Source organism: Wolbachia endosymbiont (group A) of Machimus atricapillus, assembly GCF_964027095.1.
Classification (GTDB): Bacteria; Pseudomonadota; Alphaproteobacteria; order Rickettsiales; family Anaplasmataceae; genus Wolbachia.
Map to the genome: position 1 here is coordinate 328,065 of NZ_OZ034727.1, position 21,371 is coordinate 349,435.

At 35.2% G+C, this 21,371-nt stretch carries 19 protein-coding genes and 4 pseudogenes; 11 read left to right on the top strand and 12 right to left on the bottom strand.

Annotated elements, in window-relative coordinates; translation table 11 throughout:
* Nucleotides 1-526: 526 nt before the first annotated feature.
* Nucleotides 527-1,318, bottom strand: a complete 792-nt coding sequence (gene lgt / locus AAGD68_RS01640; protein WP_253309570.1) for a prolipoprotein diacylglyceryl transferase — start codon at nt 1,316-1,318, stop codon at nt 527-529.
* Between the two features lie 6 nt (nt 1,319-1,324).
* Nucleotides 1,325-1,774, bottom strand: coding sequence for an SsrA-binding protein SmpB (gene smpB, locus AAGD68_RS01645; protein WP_253309571.1), 450 nt, complete (start codon nt 1,772-1,774; stop codon nt 1,325-1,327).
* Between the two features lie 98 nt (nt 1,775-1,872).
* Between smpB and AAGD68_RS01650 the strand changes: the two genes are divergently transcribed.
* Nucleotides 1,873-2,394, top strand: coding sequence for a Na+/H+ antiporter subunit E (locus tag AAGD68_RS01650; protein WP_253302098.1), 522 nt, complete (start codon nt 1,873-1,875; stop codon nt 2,392-2,394).
* Here the strand turns inward: AAGD68_RS01650 and AAGD68_RS01655 are convergent.
* Together AAGD68_RS01655 and AAGD68_RS01660 are read right to left on the bottom strand one after the other, a co-directional pair.
* Nucleotides 2,387-2,803 carry a hypothetical protein gene (locus AAGD68_RS01655; protein WP_253309572.1) on the bottom strand — a complete coding sequence of 139 codons (417 nt, stop codon included), beginning with the start codon at nt 2,801-2,803 and terminating at the stop codon, nt 2,387-2,389. The genes AAGD68_RS01650 and AAGD68_RS01655 overlap by 8 nt on opposite strands.
* Nucleotides 2,804-3,200: 397 nt before the next feature.
* A complete protein-coding gene (locus AAGD68_RS01660; RefSeq protein WP_253309139.1) occupies nt 3,201-4,994 on the bottom strand; it encodes a reverse transcriptase/maturase family protein in 1,794 nt (597 codons plus the stop codon).
* Nucleotides 4,995-6,383: 1,389 nt separating this feature from the next.
* Here AAGD68_RS01660 and AAGD68_RS01665 point away from each other — a divergent pair.
* Nucleotides 6,384-7,580 carry a hypothetical protein gene (locus tag AAGD68_RS01665; RefSeq protein ID WP_253309138.1) on the top strand — a complete coding sequence of 399 codons (1,197 nt, stop codon included), beginning with the start codon at nt 6,384-6,386 and terminating at the stop codon, nt 7,578-7,580.
* Nucleotides 7,581-7,832: 252 nt separating this feature from the next.
* Here AAGD68_RS01665 and AAGD68_RS01670 read toward each other — a convergent pair.
* From AAGD68_RS01670 to AAGD68_RS01700, 8 genes and pseudogenes are all read right to left on the bottom strand, one after another.
* Nucleotides 7,833-7,979: pseudogene (locus AAGD68_RS01670) on the bottom strand (transposase); the annotation flags it as partial.
* Between the two features lie 49 nt (nt 7,980-8,028).
* The gene (locus tag AAGD68_RS06745) at nt 8,029-8,163 is read right to left on the bottom strand and encodes an IS3 family transposase (RefSeq protein WP_353272951.1); all 135 of its coding nucleotides are present in this window, start codon (nt 8,161-8,163) and stop codon (nt 8,029-8,031) included.
* Nucleotides 8,160-8,393, bottom strand: coding sequence for a DDE-type integrase/transposase/recombinase (locus AAGD68_RS01675; protein ID WP_253307195.1), 234 nt, complete (start codon nt 8,391-8,393; stop codon nt 8,160-8,162). Before AAGD68_RS01675 ends, AAGD68_RS06745 begins: the two co-directional genes overlap by 4 nt.
* Before the next feature lie 3 nt (nt 8,394-8,396).
* A complete protein-coding gene (locus AAGD68_RS01680; RefSeq protein ID WP_264688017.1) occupies nt 8,397-8,594 on the bottom strand; it encodes a transposase in 198 nt (65 codons plus the stop codon).
* A gap of 620 nt (nt 8,595-9,214) precedes the next feature.
* The gene (locus AAGD68_RS01685) at nt 9,215-9,580 is read right to left on the bottom strand and encodes a hypothetical protein (RefSeq protein ID WP_096641498.1); all 366 of its coding nucleotides are present in this window, start codon (nt 9,578-9,580) and stop codon (nt 9,215-9,217) included.
* A 119-nt stretch (nt 9,581-9,699) separates the two neighbouring features.
* Nucleotides 9,700-11,366: pseudogene (locus tag AAGD68_RS01690) on the bottom strand (M24 family metallopeptidase).
* Nucleotides 11,367-11,371: 5 nt separating this feature from the next.
* Nucleotides 11,372-13,306 (bottom strand): tRNA uridine-5-carboxymethylaminomethyl(34) synthesis enzyme MnmG, encoded by a 1,935-nt coding sequence (gene mnmG / locus AAGD68_RS01695; RefSeq protein ID WP_265045344.1) that lies wholly within the window; start codon nt 13,304-13,306, stop codon nt 11,372-11,374.
* Between the two features lie 105 nt (nt 13,307-13,411).
* Complete coding sequence (locus AAGD68_RS01700; protein ID WP_253309134.1) at nt 13,412-13,876, bottom strand: hypothetical protein; 465 nt, start codon at nt 13,874-13,876, stop codon at nt 13,412-13,414.
* Nucleotides 13,877-14,026: 150 nt separating this feature from the next.
* Here AAGD68_RS01700 and AAGD68_RS01705 point away from each other — a divergent pair, with 150 nt between their 5' ends.
* From AAGD68_RS01705 to recF, 9 genes and pseudogenes are all read left to right on the top strand, one after another.
* A complete protein-coding gene (locus AAGD68_RS01705) occupies nt 14,027-14,245 on the top strand; it encodes a hypothetical protein (protein WP_253309133.1) in 219 nt (72 codons plus the stop codon).
* 15 nt (nt 14,246-14,260) lie between these two features.
* Nucleotides 14,261-14,479: a type II toxin-antitoxin system RelE family toxin gene (locus tag AAGD68_RS01710; protein WP_253309132.1), complete on the top strand. Its 219-nt coding sequence runs from the start codon at nt 14,261-14,263 to the stop codon at nt 14,477-14,479.
* Nucleotides 14,480-15,399: 920 nt separating this feature from the next.
* Complete coding sequence (locus tag AAGD68_RS01715) at nt 15,400-15,690, top strand: DUF4143 domain-containing protein (protein ID WP_406829296.1); 291 nt, start codon at nt 15,400-15,402, stop codon at nt 15,688-15,690.
* A gap of 227 nt (nt 15,691-15,917) precedes the next feature.
* Nucleotides 15,918-17,006 carry a Fic family protein gene (locus AAGD68_RS01720; protein ID WP_253309131.1) on the top strand — a complete coding sequence of 363 codons (1,089 nt, stop codon included), beginning with the start codon at nt 15,918-15,920 and terminating at the stop codon, nt 17,004-17,006.
* Between the two features lie 288 nt (nt 17,007-17,294).
* Entirely contained in the window at nt 17,295-18,362 is a 1,068-nt protein-coding gene (locus AAGD68_RS01725) for an RDD family protein (protein WP_253309130.1), read from the top strand.
* A 382-nt stretch (nt 18,363-18,744) separates the two neighbouring features.
* Nucleotides 18,745-19,032 (top strand): annotated as a pseudogene (locus AAGD68_RS01730) (ankyrin repeat domain-containing protein); the annotation flags it as partial.
* A gap of 51 nt (nt 19,033-19,083) precedes the next feature.
* Nucleotides 19,084-19,299: pseudogene (locus AAGD68_RS01735) on the top strand (PD-(D/E)XK nuclease family transposase); the annotation flags it as partial.
* Between the two features lie 302 nt (nt 19,300-19,601).
* Entirely contained in the window at nt 19,602-20,069 is a 468-nt protein-coding gene (gene bcp, locus AAGD68_RS01740) for a thioredoxin-dependent thiol peroxidase (RefSeq protein WP_264688477.1), read from the top strand.
* A 16-nt stretch (nt 20,070-20,085) separates the two neighbouring features.
* Nucleotides 20,086-21,165, top strand: coding sequence for a DNA replication/repair protein RecF (gene recF, locus AAGD68_RS01745; RefSeq protein WP_264328634.1), 1,080 nt, complete (start codon nt 20,086-20,088; stop codon nt 21,163-21,165).
* Nucleotides 21,166-21,371: the final 206 nt, after the last annotated feature.

A 21,371-nucleotide genomic window follows, 5' to 3' on the forward strand; every position in this document is an offset into this window, starting at 1 on the left:
AACTTTAAATAAGTGGCTGCATAATAAAGACTAGATTCCAGCGTCACGCGCTGGAATGACACCATTTTCGGTCTCTTAAATTGCTTTAGCTAGAAACATTAAGAAATTTACCAAATAAAAAAAAGGCAAAAGAAGCCCCGTGGTGCGAGTTTTGACTCTATATTACTGTAAGTGGCGCTGTAATAATGTGCTAACGCTTAAAATAAGCGCGATTTGGCTGAATGTAGAAAAAATAAAAAAGACATGCAGCCGCTATAATTTTATGTAATCCGCCAAAAAATACCCTGAGTTTTTTACTGAATTTTGTCATTGAGCCTGCAGGTCAAAAACAAGTTTTGAGTCAGAAATACCCTTATTGTCATAATAAGGGGGCTGGCGGAGTTTGTCAAGCAAGTTTTATGGCCTAGCGTCACACGCTGGAATGACACCGGATCTCACATTCATTCTACTGCAACGCAGAAAATTCGTACAATTGTGCATGATGTAGGGTTTCTGGCTACATTTTTCTATTAAACTCACCTTTCCTCTATGTAACAGATTTCGTATTAAATTTTAAATTTAATGCGCCTAGATATACAAGCATTCCTAGCAAAACCATAGGTATAGAAAGCAACTGCCCCATAGTTAAATCAAGCCACAAATAGCCAATTTGATAGTCTGGTTCGCGAAAAAACTCAACGAAAAAACGTGCTACTCCATACCACATAACTGCAATACCAGTTAACGCACCGTGATACAGTCTTATTCTAGTCAAGAAAAACAGTGAATTTGCAACTGCAAAAAGTAGCAGTCCTTCAAAAAGTGCCTCATAAAGCTGGCTTGGATGACGCAGCAAATTATCACCACTTTCTGGAAATACCATACCCCATGGCATAGTTGTAACTCTGCCAAATAACTCTCCGTTTATAAAATTGCCTATGCGACCTAAAAATAAACCTATGGGAACTCCGCAAGAAACTAGGTCCAGTGCATAAAATATAGGAATGTTATGTCTTTTACACGAAATTATTACTGCAAGCAAAACTCCTATAGCACCACCATGAAATGACATTCCTCCTTCCCAGGTCTTCAATATCTCGATAGGGTTGCTTATATAAAGAACTGGATCATATATCAATACGTAGCCAAGTCTACCTCCAAGGATAATGCCTACAATAGTGGCTGTTAATAACGAATCGTAAAAATTCTTAGTAAATATTTTTTGGTCGTCTAGCTTGTGTAAATACCAATATGCAGACACTATACCCAAAACGTAAGCTAAGGAATACCAATATATAGAAACAGGACCGATGCTGAAAATTACTGGATTTAAAGACATATTTTGCTATAAATTATTCTTAGACAATCTACTTTTTTCACGATCCCACTCTCTCTGTTTTATGGTTGCTCTCTTATCGTAGAGTTTTTTTCCTTTTACAATGGCAATTTTAGTTTTTGCAAATCCTTTATCATTAAAATAGATCGAAAGCGGCACAACAGTTATCCCAGCGGTTTTGATTTGACCAATTAGTTTGTTTATCTCTTTTTTATGTAAAAGCAGTTTACGTTCCCTTTTTGGTTTATGATTTTTTCGGTTTGCAGCTTTATATTCTGCAATATGCATATTGTGCAGCCATATTTCGCTATTCTTTTCGATAACGTAGGCGTCGGAAATATTTACTTTTCTTTCTCTTAGCGATTTAACTTCACTGCTTAATAAGACCATACCCGCTTCAAATTCTTCTAAGATGAAATATTCAAACCTTGCTTTCCTATTTTCTGCAATAACTTCCATATCTAAAGATATCTTTAAGCTTCAATATATTACAGAGTTTTTGACTTAATTCATAATATATCTTTCCTTAAAAAATCATTTAAGTTATACTGCAAACCATGAACCTTAGGCAAAAAATCAAGTTTTTTTCTCTATCATTTGTAATTTTATTTTCTCTATGGACTGTATTGTCTGGTTATTTTGAGCCATTTTTTATTTTTTGTGGAGTGTTTTCCTCTATATTCACATTATTTATCTTTAGAAGGTTGATAAACGCTGAAAGAGCTCTTAGCCAGATTTTAAATGGTACGAGTAGACTGTCGTTTTATAAGTTAGTAAGTTATATACCATGGTTAATGTACCAAATCATTTTATCAAGTGTTTATGTAACAAAAAAGGTGCTACGACTCAAATCTAAGCTTGAGCCAATCATTATCCTAAGAAAATGCAAAGGGCATAATGATGAAAGCATTGCGTTATTTGCCAATTCGGTTACAATCACTCCTGGAACTTTAACTATCAATGTTGAAAGTAAGCAGAAAACATATTTCTCTACCATGTATCTGATAGATAAAGATCTTGAAAGCGGCATTTCTGAAATAGAAAATAAAATCTTAAAAATACTACGTTCAGTTAAGTAATTGCTTTAAATAAGTTAACAGCATCCTTATATTCCCTTACAAGACTTTCAAGCATCTCTTTTGGAAGGCTATTGTTAACAATAGAACATAAATAATTATGTAAATCTTCTAACCTTAGTATGTTATTTCTCTTCTTGCTGTTGAATTTATACGGAAAAATACCTTCCATAACTTCAATAGTAGTAGCCTTGTTTAAAAATACATTTTCACTTGTCACGCTTATTCTTGCTAAAACAGTGTTAATTTCAGGTTCGTCATTTGTATAAAAATCTGATAGCTGAGTTATTCTAATAACGTATAAAGTTACTATTTTTGATAAGCAATTATCAGCATATTCACAATTTTTTATTACCTCCCACTGAGTAACCTGGGATTTACCTATTTTTGCATTGTTCGGTAATTTACTCATTCAACTTTCTCCATTTAATCCAGTAGATAGATTATACTAATACTTTGTTAAATAAATGATAACGCAATCATAAAAATATATATTCATAATGGCATGTTATGTAAAATAGTACGATATCCAGACATTAAAGTTGATTTAGGCTGGTTTATATTGGGCACCTCTTATTTCTGCATTACCTAAGCAAGCTAAGCTGTAAAATGACAGTTGGACATCAGCTCATAACAGGAGCACTCTGAAATATAGGGAGAGTAGACCGGCGGACCTTCCCCGCCAGCCTCTCACAGAACTGTGCATGAAGTAGAGTGGGCAGCCAGCGAGTTACTTGTTAAGTACTTTTCCAACAACCCCTCTCCGAACCACGCATGATCGTTTCCGTATCACGTGGCTCTCCAATAATCTAACGTTTTAAGGAGTCACCATCATATTTTCCATATTGGATTTTCTTATGGCATTCATGACAAACAACAAGAGTCTTCCTCTGTCGTTCAATCATTCTCTTTTTCCATTTCGGTAGCTCAGTATTACGTTTACCTAGCAAATCAGCAAGTTTACGTACGTGATGTACTTCAATCTGCTCTTGTGATTTACATAATTCACAAGTTTGTGCCAATAGTCTTTGCTCTATTTCACTACGCTTATTCCATATTGGTATAAGGTTATCACTTATACTTACCCATTTATTCCATTTTAGTGACACAGCACCAAAGTGTGTAATTAATGGTATCTTTGATGGTAAACGATCTACTCTGACTTGGATGACTTTTCGTTTTTCACCTTCGTCGTTTTCAATCATTGCACCAAATTTTCTATAAATTTTCCTGCAAGTTGTTTTGTATTTAGATGCTAAAGTCTTTACTAATGATACTTCCATCACATACTTCAAATAACTTAGTGTGTGAAGGTTGTAGGCCATTTTGTAATATTGTACAATTCCTCGATATTCAGTTTGATACTGAGCAACAATACTGTAAGCTGTATCAAGTGTACGTTGAGGTAAATGTATAGGCTTTCCACAACGCATATATTCAGAACACTTTTTCTGCTTTATATGATGTGGTACACGTAACCCAATACTACCGTTAATACATCGTTGTGTCCGATGATCATGTTTATCATCTGCATGCAAGACGTGTATTTTATAACCTAAAAAATTGGCTTTGCTATCACACGCGTGTGTAATAAGCGTTTTATCTTCATTAAGCATAAGTTTGAGCTCCTCATTGAGGAATTTAGCAATCTCATTTTTAATTTGTTCAGCTTCATTTTTTGGTCCTGCAAACCCTACCAGAATATCATCAGCATACCTAACATACCAAAGACGTCGATAATTTAGATCACAAGAATCCTTAGATGGCATACCCTGCACTAATTGACGCAGTTGTTTTGCTTGATCCCAGTTCCCTTGTTTTCTCATCATCGATACTTGCATGGTTAACCTTAAATATTTTGGATTTGTCTTTCTTCGCTTACCTCGGTTATTTGCTGGTATTAGTATATGTTCCACATGTTTATCTAACCGATCGAGTAATATGTTACTCAAAATTGGACCGATAATAGAACCTTGTGGTACCCCACTATGACTCTTATTGTACTTCCAATTTTCCATATATCCTGCTTTTAGCAGTCGATTGATTAGCTGAATAAAACGGTTATCTTGGAAGCTTTCACTCAGTATTTTCAACAACATAGTATGATCAATTGAGTCATAACATGCACTGAGATCTCCCTCTATAAACCATTTTGTACCTCTGCCTTTTTGCATTACTGCTCTTAATGCAGTGTGGCATCCACGCTTTGGTCGAAATCCATGTGAACATTCACTAAATTTAGGCTCATAGTAGGCTTCCAATATTAATCGGATTACTTCTTGAAGTAACTTATTTGACCATGTTGGCAATCCTAACGGCCTGCGTTTACCACTCTTCTTTAAAATATAGATACGTTTTACTGGTGTCCACCGATATCGCTCATAGCGTAAATCCTCTATGATTTTATCGATTTTCTCCAAAGACATACCATCAACTGTTTCAGTTGTCACACCTTCTGTCATAGCACCTTTATTACGACAAAGTTTGCCATACGCTCGAAGGTAAAGATCACGCTGATAAAGTAGGCGATATACGTTTTTAACCGGCAAATTTCTTTGTCCACGTTCACGTATAATGTTAAGTATTGTTTCAGCTTTCCGCATCTTGCGTACCTCCCAATTTCAACATTCAATTATCTGTCACCCTTTGCCCTGTATGTGGCTTTCCCACGCTCCCCGGTGATTCGTTACTTTCACGACTACTACGATGACTCCGTAACCATAGAACTCGCGTTCCTTAGGTCATCCCATGTTCCGTCACTAAGAACTGTTCTAGATCAACTTAGGTTTTCCATTCATCCTCTTAAATAAGTTCACTACTTATTGTTCTACAGCCAGAATGTCACACAAACGAAAGTTTAATCTGTGCTTACCGTAGACATGGGGTTTTAAATGCGATACCCATGGATGTGAAGTCCCACCCCTGAAGATTAGAATTCAAGCAGTTTAGCTTTAACCATATTGATCAGGTGTTGCAAGCCGTTATCTTACACATCTTCAGATAACTCTCGCTTTACATACATGCTCTTGTCCTCCTTCCCTTTCGGGTTAAAGTTAGTTGTTCACCTCGAGGCCATTTATTCTGAACCCCGCTTAGCTCTGCTAAGTATTTCTTAATGCGTACCACGGCGCACCCTCTCGACTCACACAGCTCCCATTATTCGGCCCTTGCTACTAATTATAGCATAATCAAGGACTCTGTTTTAATCAATTGCTCATCCCATTTCTGGTTGACAAAACAATTAAAACTAAATCCCTTCGCTCCATTTCCATTACAGAGACTTCTTCACTACTACGCGCCCCTGTTTTTCGCATCGGTACTCTCACCCTTGGAGTTTAGCTCCTTGGATTTCTCCCTTATCATCGAAACGACAGGTTCCCGCAGTTCCACGCAATAGCCCAAAATAGATTCACGCCACCTCTATGCCGGACGCCACCTATCCGGTAAACAAGCTCCCGATAGATTTATCCCAGGTTAAGTTAGACCCCTGGTTTTGACGTCATTTAAAAGGTTTCGACACTTCATCAGTGGTTCACTTTCGTTCATCTCTCCATTCCTTACATGACATATAATTGTGCCTTTTCCATAACGCTCACTACCTTGCCAAAGCAGCTTATAGTTGTTTGAAGCCTGCTCTTGTAAACCGGCTCCGAGGGGCCCACCCTCATCTATTGCGTAGCTTTTGCACTTAGTTTGCTCTTACTTGAACATTCTTTGTGTCTCTACGGCACACCTAACCCAAGAAAGGTTTTCCTACGTCATACCGCCAAGGATAGATTCCGCTAACAAGTAGCGGGATGACGAATTTGTTGTTTTTCAAATTATCGGTAAACCTAAGCCACTTTAGCTATAGCAGCCGTCTATCTTAGATTGCTTCTTATTAAAAAAAACAAAGCCTTATTAATTAAATATTATAGTTAATAATTACACTCTTTTGACAAATAATTAAAATAGTGTTAAACTGCGTGCATAAAATAATTAGTGAGGTTGCAATGTTAAGCAGTATTATAAAAGTAAAATTAGAGAAAAACTGTTGTCCTTTTGAGAAATTAGAAAACTTCTTTGCTAAAGGGGTATTTCATATAGATGATAGAAAAAGGTTCAAAGAACCTTCAGTAAAGTTAGTTATCGAACATGGATACAATGAAACTTTAACTCTACCAAGAGAAGCAATACCTAATTCTTTCGCTTTGCAGCTTTTATCTTCACTTTATAGAGGAAATGCACTAGCTTTACCTATTATATTAAAATACCTTGTTCACAGGAATTTATCTAAAGATTTTGATGAGATCAGTAAAAAATTACAGGCCAAAATGGATCAAGATATACAAGAAGCGGAGCTACAAAACAATTCTAAAATTTCTAAAAAAATTGAGGTATGCAAACAAGACATTTTAAATGTTCTTAGTGACGGTAAATCAGTATTGAGTGATCAATTGAAGCAAAAATACTATTCTATACTAGAAAATGAGGTTAAAGAATTAAAGGCTGAGATTTCAAAAGAACTAGAAGACTATACTAACAACACTAACATTCATGAAATATATCAAAGCCTTAATAATAAAAAGAAAAACGGAGGATTATTAAAAGAAGTAGCATTAGGATGTTTAGGTATCACTGCTATAATATTAATGCTTACTTCTGTATTCTTCTTTCTCCCAATAATAATAGCCATTAACCCACCCACTCATATGAGTATGCATGAAGTAACGGTTTTTAGGTATATAGCAGTTTCACCTTTCATTGTTATGGCATTAACGCTTATAATAGCAGGTGTAGCTTACTTAGCAAGTTGTTATCTAGAGCATAGTTTTGCAAAAGAAATGCAAGACTTTATAGAAGGACCAAAATATGTAGATAAAGCAACTAATACTGAAGATGTGAAGAAATTAGAACAAGAAGAAACAGAAGTAGGCGATTATGGTAAAAAACCTTCGGCACCACCATACGATGGACCTAAGCAGCCAAGGTTGTACCCAAATCTTTCAGAAGTACAACAACCACCATCATACGAAGAAGCTTGCTCTACCGTGCAACCGAAAGATTCACAACCAAGCAGTAATCTTGATTCTGCTGAGCCTGAGCAGCCAAAACTAGTTATGGATCTTTTAGAAAGTCTTCCAGAACAACTAAACACAAAATTGGGTCCTGTTCTACGTCCATCTAATACAGCAAGAGGTGTAATTTAGGGCTAGAGGTTATGATTGTAATAAAGATATAAAAAAACGGACAAGTCAAGTAAAGTTACAAATGTAATTTTGCTTGACTATCCATTTATCACCACCTAAAGCAGCTAACAAAGCCATCCCATATGACATTTTACTTATATCTAATCAAGCATATTAATAAGTAAGTAAATTTTAATATAATCTTATTATACTTATAAATATGCTGTATATAGCTAACCTAAGTAAGGTTTCCCCGAGTGCTGAAAAACAAAATCAATAGCCGAATTGATATCGGGCCAAAAGCTTGGCAGCGCTTTTTTTTATGGCATGCTTGATGGCAAACCAGAACTTCTCAATTGGATTTAAATCAGGCGAGTATGGCGGCAAAAATAAAACTTTACATCCAACACTTTCTATTAATTTTCTCGTTCTTTCAGACTGACCTTACCCAGAAAAAGTGGAGAGAAAATTAAGACGTTTTTGTCATGAGAATAAATTGTGCAGGAATGCAATAATTAATAGTAGAATGCCTACGTTGTTTGTTATAAAAGATTTCTATGTATTCAAATATGGCAGTTCTGGTTTGTTGAGCGAGAAGTATCAATAAGCAGCTCCCTTTTGAGTGAACTTTTCTGCAACAGAGTTATCGTAACAACATCCCTTATGGCTCATGCTGGAAATGATGTTTTTTGTATTCAATAGAAATTGGTAATTTTGAGAGGTATACTGTGACCCTTGATCGCTATGTAACAGCAGATTTTTATCGGGTTTGCGCTTATTAACGGCCATCAATAAAGAGTCAACAACCAATTGTTTATTTATTGAACTGCTCATTAACTACCATGCGTGAATATAGATCCTGCCAAATATAGTCATCCTTCTTTGGTTTTTATATAAGTAATCCCATATTTTATTTGGTTGATCGACAATAAAGTTTTGGTCTAATATATTGAGAGCTACGACTCTATTGTCCGTTTGTTGCTTCTTAGTTTTAAATTTTCTTCTCAATATAGCCCGAATACCATTTTTCTGCATAACACTTTGTACTGTTTTAATTTTTGCCTAAAGCTTTTAATTCAGCGTGAATTTTAGGGATCTGCATTTGGATGCTTTTTTTGAATATCTGCTAGAAGCCCATCTCTTGCTAATTCCTTACTGCTTTTTCCCTTAGCAACCCATTTATAATAACCACCAGCAGATATGTCTAAAACCCTACATAGTTCCTGTATTTTATAGTAATTTCTATATAAAAGAATACTTTACTCTTTTTGTTTGGTCAGGGCTTTTTTTTAAATGTCTCTTTCTCTTGTTACTCTTGCTAGTTCTTTTTTTAGATCAAATCTTTCTTTGTCATAAGGAGCCTTTGTCTGGAAATGCGTATGCTTCTGACATTTTTCCATCATATTTTCTTACCCATTTACTTAACATACTGCCATCTATGCCTAGATCTTTTGCTATTTTTTTACTTCTGTTTCTTTAACCAGCTTAACAGCTTCTAATTTGAATCCTGCTGCTTCTATTTGCCATATTTTGAAAAAACGTTTTATTTTACTCCAAAAACGTCTTAACTTTCTCTCTACTTTTTCTGGGTAAGGTCACTAGACACTTATGCAGCTGTGCATAGAATGACAGAAGAGACTTGCGTTAGATATTGTTTATTTACTTTCGATCTTTTCTATCAATTTTTTAACTAAGCCTCTTAGCTTTTTACTGGATTCATCAAGCTCTTGAATCTGCGAGCTATGTTCTTTCATTAGTTCCTTATAGTTACCTCTTATGTAGTCAATCATTTCCTTCATCTGAGCAATCATCTTGTTAACATCCATACTACCCAAATCAGGTACCATGCCAGGCATAGCCCCTTCTAACATACCGCCAGCCATAAGCTGCTGGGACATTTGCATAAATGGTTTTAAAGTCTGATTAAGCAATTCAGGATCCTTGGCTAATTTTTCTATTTGCTCTTTGCAAGTATCCATATACTGCTTCATAAATTCATCTTCTTGTCCTTTGTCTATCATAATATGTCTACCTTAAAATACGTATTCTTTATTATATATCGTTTTTAAATTAAAAACAATACAAAATACCTATCACAATTGCATTAATACTTTTTAAACAATAAAAAATGCTCCTTTGCTTACAAATGGTCACATACCTTCTTTAACCATTCCTTATCTTTTACGCTATTTTCTAAGTTTTCATAGACAAATTGATGATAGCTATTTATCCATTCAATTTCATCTTTAGTAAGCATTTGCACATCTATTAGCCTTCTATCATATGGAATGAAGGTCAGTTGTTTGAAATGTAAAAAGCTATTTTCTTGTCTGTCGACATACATCAGATTTTCAATTCTTATTCCATACTCTCCCGGAATGTAATAACCAGGTTCGTTGGAAAGTATCATTCCTGGCGTGAGTTTCACTTTATTGCCCTTTGATATTGCTTGTGGTCCTTCATGTACTGATAGGTAACTTCCTACTCCATGCCCTGTACCATGCATATACTCCATTCCAAATTTCCATAAATGCGTACGTGCCAATATATCCAATTCTCCACCAGTAGTGCCAGAAGGAAAGATGACACTTGCTACAGCAATGTGAGCTTTCAATACTATTGTATAGTGGGTTATTTGCTCACTAGTCGGATTACCAACCACTACAGTTCTTGTCACATCAGTTGTGCCATTAAGGTATTGGCCACCAGAGTCAATCAAATATAGTCCACTTTTCTGAATTACCTTATTCGTCTTACTGCTTGCACGATAGTGAATTATTGCACCATTTTCATTAAATGCGGAAATTGTTGGAAAACTTGGTTGCTTAAACAAATTCTGTTCTTTTCTGTATTCTAAAATCTTTTCTTCAGCTTCAAGTTCTGTACCAACATTACTTTCAAGCCAATGTAGAAAGTTTGTAACTGCCACTCCATCTCTGATATGCGCATTTATAGCCCCAGCTATTTCAGTTTGGTTTTTTACTGCTTTATAAATTAGACAAGGATCTTCTCTTTCAGCTACCTGTTTATCTTTTATTACAGCCATGATACTCATTGGAGTTGTGTTTGGATCTATAACTATTGAATTTAGCCTGTGCAGCGAATTTTCTAGCTCACTAATATCAAAAATATTTATATGATTGCCTAAATTTGCTTCTATAGTTGAATGTTCTTTATCTTGAATAAACAAATCAACATTACCGCTTTTATACAATATAGCACGGCCCAATATACATGGAGTATATTTGGCATTTTCATTTCTTAAATTTAATAGCCATGAAATTGAATTTGGATCAGTTAAAAGCACTGCTTCAGCTTCTTTATCTATGCTTTTAGCGACTTTTTCACATTTATTCTTGCTACTTTCACCAGCATATTTAATAGAATGTAAAACCACTGCTTGTTTTCGATAGTCACTTTTTTTCCAGCTAAACAGGGTATTAATTTACAGATATTCTCATACTTTCTTATATCTTCTATGGTAAAATATTGCAAATAGTAACCTAGTGAGGTGGTCAATGTTAAGTTTGCTTTTACCCATTCGCGTGGATCCTCTTCTTGTATATTATATACTTGAAAATTGCCCCGATCGAGCTGATTGCGAGCTTGTGTGATATAGCGTCCATCCGTAAAAAATGGGCACTTGTTGTCTTTTGTAACGATAAGTAGCCCATTTGTTCCTGTAAAGCCACACAGCTTTGTTAGCTCCTCTGAATACTCATTTAAATATTCATCTTTAGTATGCAACATAAATGCGTCAACATTTGTTTCACACATAAAAGAACGAAATTCTTCGATTTTTGACATATACCTCACGCAAAACTAGCAGCTACTTTCGTTTTCTTATTCCTAAGGTACACTAATATGCTCACTATCGCTGCGGGAGTGATGCCTTGTATTTGCTTTGCAATGCCAATCGTCGCTGGTTTTATCGTCTCCAACTTTTCTATTACTTCACTTGACAGGCCTTTAACTTGTGAATAGTTAAAATCAATTGGAATTTGAGTGTTAATTTCCTCTCGTAAAAACTTCATATCTGCTTCTTGTCTTATTAGATAAGGTTTGTATTTTGCTTCAATTTCAACTGCTTCGCATATTTCATTCTTAGCTCTATTATCCGCTTTGGTGTGTCCCATTTTGTCATTCCAGCGCGTGACGCTGCTTAACTCCGGCCATATTTCTTGTAATTTATTCCAGTCGATGTTTGGATAGCTAAGTAAATCTAATGCCGTTTTTCTTATCCCATCATAAGATATTTTAATACCATAAGATCTAAGCTGCTCAGGAGTAATCGTCAGACTCCCTAACTTCTCTTCAAGCTGCTTAATGGATTCAAGTTTATTCTGTAAAACAGAGTATCTCTCATGCGACACAAGGGAAATATCATAACCTTTTTGTGTTAATCTTCTATCCGCATTGTCTGACCTGATAGCTAGCCTATATTCTGCACGTGAGGTAAATAATCTGTAAGGCTCGATCACCCCTTTGGTGACCAAATCATCTATCATTACACCGATATATGAATCTGTGCGGTGAAGAACAAAGCTTTCTTTTTTTTCAGATACAGAGAGTGCTGCATTAATTCCGGCGATAATTCCTTGCCCTGCTGCTTCTTCATATCCAGTGGTGCCATTAATTTGGCCAGCAAAATATAGACCTTTAATTTTCTTAGTTTCAAGAGTATGGCTTAGTTCTCGTGGATCAATATAGTCATACTCAACTGCATATCCAGACCTCAATATTTCTGCGTTTTCAAGTCCTTTGATACTCTTTATCATTTCATTTTGCACTTCAACAGGCAATGAATTTGAAATTCCGTTTGGGTATACAGTATCATCATCCAGCCCTTCTGGTTCTAAAAATATTTGGTGACTACTTTTTTCTGCAAATTTATTAACTTTAACTTCAATGGATGGGCAGTATCTTGGTGCAACAATGTCATCCAAATACGAAGAAGCTGACCTATGAAGATTTTCTCTAATTATTTTATGCGTATTTTCATTAGTATGGGTAATAAAGCATGATACCTGAGGTTGGTTAATTTTTTCTGTGAGATAAGAAAACGGCACAGGTGGGTTATCACCCACTTGTTCTTGCAATATTGACCAGTTTATAGTATTACGATCAAGCCTTGGTGGAGTTCCGGTACGCAGTCTACCTAATCTAAAATCATACTTCTTCAACGTATTTGCAAGTTCTACTGCAGACTTATCTCCCATTCTTCCTGAAGGAGTTGTTTGCTCTCCTATATGAATCACACCCCGCAGAAAAGTCCCTGTAGTTAGAACGACTTTACTTGTTGATATACGTTCACCTGAGCTTATCATTACAGCTTTAATGCACGGTTCTCCATTGCCATTACTTTCTATAAGAAAATTGTCAACTGACTCTTCTTTTACCGTCAAATTGTTATAATTTAGAATAATTTCCTGTATTGCCTGCTTATATAATTTTCGGTCTGCCTGTGCACGTGGTCCCCATACTGCTGCACCTCTGCTGCTATTTAAAATGACTGAGTGTATGCTTGCTTGATCGATTGCTCTTCCCATTATTCCATCAAGAGCGTCAACTTCCCTGACTACAACACCCTTTGCAACTCCTCCAATTGCTGGATTGCAGGACATTTCTCCTATAGTTGAAATTTTATGAGTTATAAGCAGCGTGTTTGCACCAAGGCGAGCTGCCGCAGCAGCAGCTTCGCACCCTGCATGACCACCACCTACTACTACTACGTCATATTTATGCATGCTTTTTTGAGTAATTCTACTCTACTAATATTCCGATTATCAACGGTTAATGTCAAATCTTGTTATTCCAATGTTACACACTGGAATAACAGAAACCTTACTTGATTAGCTTAAACTTTCTTCCTTCCCTTTTGAAGAAAAGTGCTCAACTATAGGAGAGATAATATAATCGTTCACTTTGTCAGCTATAAGGAACCCTGCAATTGGCGCTATTACTGCTATTGCTCCTATTGTTGCACCTGCTAAAACTGCAGATCCGGCTCCAAGCATTATACCAGGAGAAATAGCAGTTGCAGCTGCAGCAAGACCAACTCCAATTGCAGCGCTTATGGGTGCTGCAATACTGAAAACTGTACAACCTCTTTTAGAATCTATTCCATCAGATTTGCACAGCAAACATCCTGCAAAAAAAAATATAGCCGCTGCTGGAATTATAGAACCAACAATTCCACCTATGGCTAAAGGTGAAAAAGCTGTGACACTTAATCCCAAACCTGTAAGTGCCCCTATTGCAGGGCCTACTAATGATGCTCCAATCACAAATATTAAATGCTCTTTGTCTTCATTCATAGTCATACCTAAAAACTATTACATACAGAAATTATAGAAGATATTCTATAAAAACAAAATGTATTTCTATACAGCCCTACTTCCTTTCTTTATTGAAAAATTTAGAAAAATGTTGTATAATTATTACAGTAGTAGATTTTGGTAAAACATATGGCAAACGCTAACATAGCTCTCAGTAAAGAAATTTTGCAGAATCTTACTAAGTTATCTGAACTTACTAAGCAGCCTGCTCAAGAATTAGCAGAGAAACTACTCGGAGAAGCAATTGAACTTGAAATGGATGACTTTTTATTATCTGTGGTTGCTGATCAATATGATATTGAAAGTGCAGAAACAGTTGATTACGAAGACGTTAAGTGGAGATGTTGATCATAAAGACGCCAAGTGGAAATAAAGCATTACAAAATTAAATTTTTAAAGAATGTTACTGAAAAAGATCTTCCAGCTTTACCGGTAACAATAGAATCAAGAGTAAATAAAGCAATACAGGAACGGCTTACGGTCGATCCAGTGAATCTTGGTGAGCCTTTACACTATAGCTTTAAAGGGTTTAGAAGACTAAGAGTTCCGTATTATATATCATGTAAACACTGTGAAATATGAAGTAACTATCGTTGCAATAGGACATAGAGACACCATTTACGAGAAGGCTTTGAAGATAATCAATAAATATATTTTTCAATAAATTTTACCCTCCTTTTTTATCAAGTTACATAAGTAAATTATACAGAAAATCATAAAGATTATATATATTATACAGCCCTCCTTCCTGATCCATTCTCTACCTTAGGTGGCTTTGCTCAGCTCAAAAATAACTCATTTTTTTGGCTACCCCCCCTATAAATTATATACTATATTATATTTTATATATAATATAGTATATAATTAGGGGAGAGGCGACGAAAACAAGATTTAGAGTTTGAGGAGCCTCCGGTTTAAGGTAGAGAATGGATCAGGAAGGAGGGCTCAGGGTCGATGGACGTTGAGTTGTTTATCGACTTAATTCCAATCAACTATGTTTTTGTAGAAAGTTCAGCGAGCAAATGTTCGTGTAAGTGTTGCCATCTTTAACCTTTTATAGTATTCTTGCATATTGAAACTATAAAATTCAATTTATGTATTTACGTTCTATAACCCCAGTTTTAGAAAGATTTTCTAACTGCTTTGGACATTACAGAGTCTGGTAAAACAACTATTACAAAACATGTACGTATCTTTAGAAGAATCTCGTTTTCATAGGGCATTTCTAGCTAAAGGGCGCAATTTTTGATCCTGAGATATCTTTAAGAACCTGCAAAGTGTACTAACAGGGTCTCAAAATTTTCCCTATATCTCTTTCAGGGCGCATAGGCATTTCAGTTTATCTGATGCCTACAAACATTTATTTTTAAGTCCTGGCCTTAACATGCATCCACTGGCTAGTTATCTACATTGAGCGAGACGTTCGACAACTTAAAAACATTGCAAACCTTAGGTCGAGTAGCTTATCTCTTACTCAAGATTGTGGCACTTCTCATACAACTATGCAGCAGTGGCTGAATATTTTGGAAGCTAGTTACCTAATATTTTTTCTTCAACCATTTCACCAAAGTTTCAACAAGCGTTTAATCAAGATGCCAAAGTTATACTTCTATGACTTGCTTGTTGGCCTTGAAAAGGAGTACTACCTTAAAGGAGCTCTGTTTGAAAATTTGATTGTTTTGGAGATTTTCAAGAAGCGCCTCAATCAGGGATTACCTGCCAATCTATACTTTTGGCGTGACCGAACGGGACACGAAATAGATTTATTAGCAGAATGGGGTGGATGCTATTGAAATTAAGCACGCTTCAGAGTGATTTTTTTTAAAATGTACAGTATTTCTGTGAACTCTCTCAAACAGCTAAGGGGTTATACAGGTCAGCAGACACGCAAAAGTTAAACTTGTGCCAATAAATGAAATAGATCAACTATCCAGAAAGTAATCTACAGTATTTAGATTTGCAAATGTTGCATTATCTGCATTTTATCAGCATAATATAGAAGTAATGTAATGCAGATATTATGCCGATAAAATTTACACCAAATTATACAATTACCTCCAAAATCGCTAGCTGCCTTATAAGAATTGAGGCAGCAAAGGAAAAAGTGTTACATTTACCACTCACTGTATCAATGCTTTCATCTCTTCGTGAAACTGCAAGGCTCTATACGACACACTATTCTACTATGATTGAAGGAAATCGACTTGAGCCTAAACAGATTGAAGAGATTTTAAAGCATAAAGGTCACTTTCCGAGGTATAAGAGAGATGAAAATGAGGTTAAAGGATATTATGCAGCCTTAACTCGAATTGAACAATGGGCAGCAAGGAGAATACCCATTACTGAGAAAGCTGTTCAAACACTGCATGCTCTAGTAATAGCAAGTGGAAAATCTAAAATAAAACCAACACCTTATCGTGATGGTCAAAACGTTATTCGTGATAGCCGTACACGTGCAATAATTTATATGCCACCTGAAGCAAAGGATGTACCAAAGCTCATGAGCAGTATGATTGATTGGATTCGTGACAGTGAGCAAGTGCCTTGCCCAATTATTGCAGGTATTGCGCATTATCAATTTGTAACAATTCACCCTTACTATGACGGTAATGGTCGTACTGCAAGATTGTTGACTACATTAATTTTACACCTTGGTGGATATGACCTAAAAGGACTTTATTCATTGGAAGAATATTATGCCAAGAATCTAGGAGCGTATTATGAAGCAATCAGTATAGGTCCATCGCACAACTATTACATGGGAAGAGCTGAAGCAGATATTACCAAGTGGATAGATTATTTTGTGGAAGGTGTGGCAATTGCATTTGAGAATGTTTTACAGCGTATAAACGAGGAAGGGCACAGAACTGACCAGACTGATCTTATACGTAAACTTGATCCTAAACAGCGTAGGGCTCTTGAGCTCTTTGGGGAATTTTCCATGATTACAGCTAGTCAAGTAGGCAAATTATTTAATTTTAAGCCTCGCACCAGTGCTCAGCTTTGTAAAAAGTGGGTAGAAATGGGATTTATTGAGGTTGTAGACTTTTCCAACAGAGGAAGAAAATACAAGCTTAGCAAGCAATATGAGGATTTGATTTCAAACTAAAAACTGTTTCTAATCTAGAATTCGGGTTAAAAGCACGCACTCAAGGCAAGTAGGACATGAGTACTAGCAGAATGGGGTATTGAAATCAAGCACGCTTCAGAGTGATTTTATTAAAAATGTACAGTATTTCTGTGAACTTTCTTAAGCAGACACGCAAATTGTGCCAATAAATGAAATAGATCAACTTACCCAGTTGCTTGGTTGAAAGCAAGAAGAAGACAAGGAGTACAATTTTACTATTATTTAACTGCTAGTATGGTATGTTAGGCAATCGTGTTGGATACAAAAATGGATAACTATGCGGGAATTAATAAACGCGTTGCAGCATATATAGTTGACCAAACGATATTCCTAGTCTGCTGTTCATCGTTTCTTTCATTAATTTTATTTATATTACCAGAAGAATTCCTTGCCAACTTTTTTAATTATTTCTTTCTTGATCCTGACATTGATACAGGCCTTATATCAGAACGATATGAAATATTAGAAGACTTAGGTACATTACTAGAAAGTTTAGTATATATAGCATTAGAAGTATTAATGATAACAAGACTTGGTTGGACTCCAGGAAAATTGCTACTTGGTATATACATAAAAGATGCAAGCACACTTAAAAACGCTGCTTTAATGCAAGTAGTGATGAGAAGCACTCTCAAGGCATTTTTGTTTGTACCTCTCTATATTTCTGAGTGGTTTTTAATTTTACCAATATTGATCCTAATACCTGCAATATTTGATCAACGTAAGCAGCTTTTCTACGACAAAATTGCAAAAACAGTAGTAATGGATCATAAGTCTGAAGAATGCTATCCAAGATTAAACTATGTATATGTGGGAATAACTAGGCGTGCTATAGCATATATTATTGACCGTCTTATTATTATGGGAATTTCTTTAGTCTATTTTCCTTTTGTAAAAATAATTTTTCACCCTGCTAAATCTCAACTATTAATCATATACATTTGCTTATTTTTTTTGCTATCAATAGTATTCGGAATATTCATAACAAGAAGATTTAGTGGTACTCTAGGGCAATTGTTATGCTGTATCCGTATAAAAGATGCAAATACACTTAACAATATTACTCTAATGCAAGCAACAATTAGGTATGTTTCTCTTGAAGTTATTAGCTTCATATTGAGTTCTTTATTCATTATGGATATATTATTTTTTGATAAGTATACTTCTAAATGGTGGCCTGAACCTTTATCAGACTTAATTTTTACAGCTATAATACTAATTTTTGTATCTGCAATATTTGACAAACGAAAGCAGTTTTTTCATGATAAAATTGCAAAAACAGTAGCTGTAAAAAAGAAAGCAGAAGTAATAGTGATAAATAAACCTACAGGCTAATTTACGTGTTTTGTTTTTTCTATTCAATTTCTGATCTGTATAAAATTTACTTAAAAAGTTGTTGACACTAAAAATATCCGTGTTATAAGCAAGGCTATACTTAGTATTTACATAAATTGTTTACGACCATTTAGTTTTACAGTGAGGGTAATTTCTAATTACACTTAAGGGGGGTGAAATGGTTATAGGTCAGCAACAGTTAACTGGTAAAATAGCTACAAGATATAATACCATTCAGTTGTTACGGTCTAGCACTTTAAAGCAAAAAAGTCTTAGTGATAAAATTAGTGATGTAGGGGTAAGTGGGCTAATAGATGATACAGTTAAACTTAGTCGTTCAAAGCGAGATATGGGAAGAGGTATATATTACTCAGTAGTCCTTATGTATCGTGCATATCGGCTGGTAGATAAACTGGGTTGGAAGCGTGGTTTACAGGTAGTCAATCGGTACTTAGTTACAAAACGTGGACAGGAGAAAACTCTAGAAACAGCCAGGGAACTTTTAGGTGATATAGAAGATTTAAAAGATTTTATAGATGATCTCAAACAAATTTTGTCTACTGAAACAGGAAAAGAGCAAGTTATAGAGGAATATAGCAACACATCTTTACACTTAGCTGCCAAGCAAGGTAATTTAAATGCAGTGAAATATTTTGTAGAAAAAGGGGCTGATATTAATGCTAAGACCAATGGTGATGATACTCCTCTCTACAAGGCTGCATTTGTGGTCGAAATGCAGCTCGCTCGCGACAAGGGCTTTGAAAAACGCGCACAAGCATATGCTGGTAAAGTTTACTCAAGACAGTCTGGCAGATACACTAATTTAAAGAAGGTCTTCTTTATTGTGATTTCAAATTTTATTTTGTTTCCTAAGAAATCCAATTATATATCTAGCAATACTATAAGAGATGAGGAAACTAATGAGCATGACTTACAATGCTTAAGCTTAAAGCATTAGATGCTTTTTACAAGATACAAGGCAGAAACTTATCAATAAGCCCCCATCAAGAATCTTATCTGTTAGCTATATATAAAATTTGATACTCTGACTACAATATACTACTATAGATAAAAGTGTTATCAATGGAGCAAAGTATGGAATTAACAGTAGGAAATAATGTACCATACTACTATAATACCACAGAAGTGGTATTAATGGAGCGAGGTATGGAATTAGCAGTAGGAAATAATGCACCATATTACTATAATACCATAAAAGTGTTATTAATGGAGCAAGGTATGGAATTAGCAGTAGGAAATAATGCACCTGATTTTAGCTTACCAACAGATTCTGGTGAAAATTTATCATTGAGTGAATTTTTTGATAAAAAAAATGTAGTTCTTTATTTTTATCCTAAAGACGATACTCCGGGTTGTAGGATGGAGGCAAAAGGCTTTAGAGATAAAATAGATGATTTTTCTTCCCTTGACACAGTGATAATTGGTGTATCAAAAGATAGTGTTAAGCGCCATGCTAACTTCAAAGCAAAATATTCTCTGCCATTTTCCTTAGTTTCTGATGAGAATGCTGAAATGTTGGAAAAATATGGTGTTTGGGTAGAGAAAAGTATGTTTGGCAAAAAGTATATGGGAATAGAGCGCACTACTTTTTTAATAGATAAAAAAGGTAAAGTAGTGAAGATCTGGAAAAATGTAAAAGTTAGTGGGCATGTTGATGAGGTTCTGGAAGAAGTAAGGAGAATGTAAACTAAAGAATAGGTTAATGGCTACCCATTGCTACATAAAAAAGCTGAAATTACATAATTTTCGTAGCCACTCAAACTTTGAACTGGATTCAGATGATAGCTCAGTTGTAATAACTGGCGAAAATGGTATTGGTAAAACTAATATACTTGAAGCAATCTCGTTGCTTGCTAAAAGCAATGGAATGAAAAAAGCAAAAGCCAGTGAGATACAAAATAGATTCAGTAATGAAGATTGGGTAGTGCACTATGATTTTTTTAATGGAACGGATTTTAATTCAATTGGTATCGCAAAGAGTTTTGATAAGAAACTAATACAAATTGATGGAAAAACGCAATCAAGTTATTCATCTCTGTATAAGATATCCAATGTAATATGGCTGATTCCACAAATGGACTATGTTCTTCTTAATTCTCCAAGTGACAGATTAAAATTTTTAGACCGTATAGTTTCACTGTTTGAAGAAAATTACACTTGCTGCTACATGAAATATAGAAAAGCTAAACATGAGCGAAGTAAACTATTGAGGGAGAACATTTTGAACAAAAACTGGTTCTCTAGTCTTGAAAACATAATGGCCGTTAATGCAGTTAGTATTTTACATATGCGATCGTCTGTTTTAAAAATATTACAAGATACAATTGATAACCATTCCAGTAAGCTTTTTCCGAAGGCAAGTTTGAAATTCAGCAGCCAGCTAACTTTGGACGATACTGCAGAATATTTTCAGAATCGTCTAAAGGAAAACAGAGAAAAAGATTCATTGACTGGTAGAGTAACCCTTGGTGTGCATAACGATAATTTTCGGGTTTTTTGTCAAAAAAGAAACGTACCAATAAATCTGTGCTCCACTGGAGAACAAAAGTTATTACTGCTTTCTATTATTTTATCCAGTGTAAAAGCAAGGTGTATTCATTACAATAAGGCACCACTTCTTCTACTTGATGATATAATGTCTCATCTGGATAAACATTACAGAAAGGCGTTAATAGAGGAAGTGTTAAGTATTCAATGTCAAACTTGGATAACTGATGTAAATCAAGATAATTTCAATAGCTATCTTTATTCTTTCAAGTTTTTTGAATTGTTAAGTAAATAAGTGACAATATTCTTCTGCAAAAGGAAAGAAATACTTACGTCCTTGGTCTTTTATTATATGACTGTGACCTTACCCAGATGATATGAATAAGTATTGCTTGGTTGAAAGCAAGAGAAGATAATAACTTTTCAGAGTGGATAGGTGGCAGGTTGGTACTTCTTTTGAGGCACTTTCTTCTCTTACATGGAGTGTAGGAAGAAGACCTC

Excerpts from the sequence above, each read along its gene's own strand:
- lgt (WP_253309570.1), bottom strand. The coding sequence starts at position 1,318 with ATGTCTTTAAATCCAGTAATTTTCAGCATCGGTCCTGTTTCTATATAT.
- smpB (WP_253309571.1), bottom strand. The coding sequence starts at position 1,774 with ATGGAAGTTATTGCAGAAAATAGGAAAGCAAGGTTTGAATATTTCATC.
- AAGD68_RS01650 (WP_253302098.1), top strand. The coding sequence starts at position 1,873 with ATGAACCTTAGGCAAAAAATCAAGTTTTTTTCTCTATCATTTGTAATT.
- AAGD68_RS01655 (WP_253309572.1), bottom strand. The coding sequence starts at position 2,803 with ATGAGTAAATTACCGAACAATGCAAAAATAGGTAAATCCCAGGTTACT.
- AAGD68_RS01660 (WP_253309139.1), bottom strand. The coding sequence starts at position 4,994 with ATGCGGAAAGCTGAAACAATACTTAACATTATACGTGAACGTGGACAA.
- AAGD68_RS01665 (WP_253309138.1), top strand. The coding sequence starts at position 6,384 with ATGTTAAGCAGTATTATAAAAGTAAAATTAGAGAAAAACTGTTGTCCT.
- AAGD68_RS01675 (WP_253307195.1), bottom strand. The coding sequence starts at position 8,393 with ATGAGCAGTTCAATAAATAAACAATTGGTTGTTGACTCTTTATTGATG.
- AAGD68_RS01680 (WP_264688017.1), bottom strand. The coding sequence starts at position 8,594 with ATGCAGAAAAATGGTATTCGGGCTATATTGAGAAGAAAATTTAAAACT.
- AAGD68_RS01685 (WP_096641498.1), bottom strand. The coding sequence starts at position 9,580 with ATGATAGACAAAGGACAAGAAGATGAATTTATGAAGCAGTATATGGAT.
- mnmG (WP_265045344.1), bottom strand. The coding sequence starts at position 13,306 with ATGCATAAATATGACGTAGTAGTAGTAGGTGGTGGTCATGCAGGGTGC.
- AAGD68_RS01700 (WP_253309134.1), bottom strand. The coding sequence starts at position 13,876 with ATGAATGAAGACAAAGAGCATTTAATATTTGTGATTGGAGCATCATTA.
- AAGD68_RS01705 (WP_253309133.1), top strand. The coding sequence starts at position 14,027 with ATGGCAAACGCTAACATAGCTCTCAGTAAAGAAATTTTGCAGAATCTT.
- AAGD68_RS01715 (WP_406829296.1), top strand. The coding sequence starts at position 15,400 with ATGCAGCAGTGGCTGAATATTTTGGAAGCTAGTTACCTAATATTTTTT.
- AAGD68_RS01720 (WP_253309131.1), top strand. The coding sequence starts at position 15,918 with ATGCCGATAAAATTTACACCAAATTATACAATTACCTCCAAAATCGCT.
- AAGD68_RS01725 (WP_253309130.1), top strand. The coding sequence starts at position 17,295 with ATGGATAACTATGCGGGAATTAATAAACGCGTTGCAGCATATATAGTT.
- bcp (WP_264688477.1), top strand. The coding sequence starts at position 19,602 with ATGGAATTAGCAGTAGGAAATAATGCACCTGATTTTAGCTTACCAACA.
- recF (WP_264328634.1), top strand. The coding sequence starts at position 20,086 with ATGGCTACCCATTGCTACATAAAAAAGCTGAAATTACATAATTTTCGT.